Genomic DNA, 2,703 nt, shown 5'->3' with positions numbered 1-2,703 from the left:
GGAGGCGCGGGTCAGCGCATCTCGAGCGACACCCTGGCCGTCGGCGCGGGGGACCCGGTCGTGCAGGCGGACAGCACGAGGATGGCGGCCCCCGAGACCGACCCCGTCAAGAACGCTCGCCGACTGATGCCCATGGTGCGTCCATTCTCGCAGCCGCCGCGCGCGGGCGCGCGCCGGGGGCCGTTCCCGGGGCGTCCTGCGTTCTCGTGCCGCGCCTCCTCGGGCGTCCTGCGTTCTGGCGCCGCGCCTCCCGGGGCGTCCTGCGCTCTGGCGCCGCGCCTCCTGGTCGACGACCCGGCAGGCCGGGCGGCCGGCGTCGACGGCCTCGAGGAAGGTGCGCAGCAGGTCGGTCACCTGGTCGACGGGCAGGAGCGACGGGGCGTGGTCCTGGCCGACGAGCGAGTAGAAGACGGCGGCGGGCATGCGGCGGGCGGCCTCTTGCGACTCGCGGTGGCGGTCGACGTCGCGCGTGCCGGCCAGCAGCAGCGTGGGGACCTCGACCGAGTCGAGCTGGGGGATCGTGAGGCCGCCACCCGTCTCGGCCGCGCTGAAGAACGCGGCCAGGGCGATCGGGTCGTCCTGCATGAAGGCCAGACGGGTCTCGGGGTCGATCGGGCGGCCGATCGTCTCGCCCCAGCGGTCGACGAAGCGGGCCATGCCGCCCGTCGTCAGGGCGTCGTGCCAGTCGGGCGTGAAGGTCGCGCCTATGTTGCCGTTCATCGGGGCCCAGCTGCCGCCGATCGTGGTCAGCGTGCGGAGGCGCTCGGGCTCGTGCGCCGCGATCGACAGCCCGATGCGGGCGCCGAACGAGTACCCGACGTAGTGCGCGGGCTCGAGGCCGGTCGCGTCCAACACGGCGCCGACGTCACCTCGGTGCAGGTCCATCGCGTACGACCCGGGGTCGTGCGGCTTGCCGCTCTTGCCGTGGCCGCGCATGTCGAGGGCGACCACCGTGAAATCGCGCTGCAGGTCGCGCAGGTAGCCGAGGCCCCGCCAGGTGCCGCGCGAGAGGCCCGAGCCGTGCACGAGCAGCAAGGGCGGGCCCTCACCGTCGACCTCGTAGGCGATCTCGGTGCCGTCGACGGGGTTCGGGGTGGTCGCACGCATCCCGACAGTCTGGCAGCGCCGTGCGGCCCGTGCAGGTTGTGGTCGTAGTGCTCGCTGCGCTCGTTCTGCTCGTTCTGCTCGCGGGGCGGCGTCTCGATGCTGCTCGCCGTGGGGTTCGTCCGAGGAGTCGTGGTCCGTGTCTCGTGGGCCGTGGGCCGAGTCTCGTGTCTCGTGTCTCGTGTCTCGTGGTCCGTGGTCCGTGGTCCGTGGTCCGTGGTTCGTGGTTCGTGGGGCGTGTCTCGTGGGTCGTGTTTCGCTCGGTGTCGGCAACTCCTCCTCGGCGCCGCCCGTGCCTGCCGAGTTCGGCTCGACCGGTCGCGGCTGCATCTCGGCTCAGGAGTTGCCGACTCGGTCGGTGCCGCACGGGCGGGTCCCGCGTCGGGCACGAAGCGGACGGAGATCGGCGGCGTGGGGTTCGAAGGGTGACCAGGACTCGGCTCGGTCGGAGGTGGGCCACGACCACGCAGGCCCGGTCCCTCGGCGGGGGAGGAGAGGAGGCTGGACGCATGGTCGAGGCATGGACGGCGGCACAGATCCGCGAGGCGGAGCGCCCGCATCTGGAGGCGGGGGAACCCCTGATGCGGCGGGCTGCCGACGGACTCACGGGCGTCGTGCGCGAGATGGTGCGCGCCTCCTCGCGTTCTCGGGACGGTCGTGCGGGTCGGGTCCTGCTGCTCGTCGGAAGCGGCAACAACGGGGGTGACACCCTCTACGCCGGGGAGTCGCTCGCTCGCGAGCTCGTGCCGCAGGGCGGCACGGTGACCGTGGTGCCGGTGGGGTCGCGGGTGCACGAGGCCGCCCTCGCCGCGGCGCTCGCGGCAGGGGCCGTCCTCGACGACGTCGAAGCGTGGTGCGATCCTGCCGTCGTGGCGGTAGCTCTGCCCGGGTACGACGTGGTGCTCGACGGGCTGGTGGGGACGGGCTCGAGGGGTGCGGGGCTGCGGGGAGACGCGCTGCGCGTCGTGCGGGCGGTGCTGCCGGTGGTCGCGGATGCGACGCAGGGTGCGGGTGCGGGTGCGACGGGGAGTGGAGGCACGGCTCTGGCGTCGGGGACGGGCGCAGGGACTGATGCGGCATCGCATCCGGGTGGAGGTGCAGCCCCGGCGGGCGCCTCTGCGGCGCTCGCTCCACGCGTGGTCGCCGTCGACGTTCCGAGCGGCATGGGAGTGGACGACGGGGCGCTCCCTGATCCGCCCTTCGTGCTTCCGGCGGACGTCACCGTCACGTTCGGTGGCCACAAGGTCGGGCTGCTCGTGAGCCCGGGCGCGGAGCGGGCCGGGCACATCGTCCTCGTCGACATCGGCATCGGCGCCGACCTCGCGCGCATGCCCCCCGCGGTGTCGATCTCCTGATCTCCGCCCCTGTCCCGTCCCGTCCCCCCCCTGTCACCCCGCCCGCCCCGCTCCCCCCTTCCTCCTTGCACGCCTCCGCTCCCCTCCCCCCCCGCCCTCCGCCTCTGGCTGGGAACTGCGCCCGCCCGCACCCTCCGGCTCCCGGCGGTCCCCCCGCCCTGCCGCCGCCCCCGTGCCCTCCTCCCGAGATCTGGTCACCATGGTGCCCATCCCTCCCGCGCTGCCCCGCAGCTCCCCCGCGCCG

The 2,703-nt window shown here is 74.3% G+C and carries 2 protein-coding genes; one reads left to right on the top strand and one right to left on the bottom strand.

What is annotated here, in order from left to right; genetic code table 11:
• Positions 1 to 1,107: alpha/beta fold hydrolase (locus AEQ27_RS16240; RefSeq protein WP_054147615.1), on the bottom strand; the 1,107-nt coding region annotated here is incomplete at its 3' end.
• 506 nt (positions 1,108 to 1,613) lie between these two features.
• Between AEQ27_RS16240 and AEQ27_RS16235 the strand changes: the two genes are divergently transcribed.
• Positions 1,614 to 2,459, top strand: coding sequence for an NAD(P)H-hydrate epimerase (locus tag AEQ27_RS16235; RefSeq protein ID WP_054147614.1), 846 nt, complete (start codon positions 1,614 to 1,616; stop codon positions 2,457 to 2,459).
• The last annotated feature ends 244 nt before the right edge of the window (positions 2,460 to 2,703 follow it).

Source organism: Frigoribacterium sp. RIT-PI-h, assembly GCF_001297205.1.
In the GTDB taxonomy this organism is placed as follows: domain Bacteria; phylum Actinomycetota; class Actinomycetes; order Actinomycetales; family Microbacteriaceae; genus Frigoribacterium.
The sequence above is the reverse complement of the archived record's forward strand: the minus strand, read 5'-3'. Positions and strand labels throughout refer to the sequence as shown.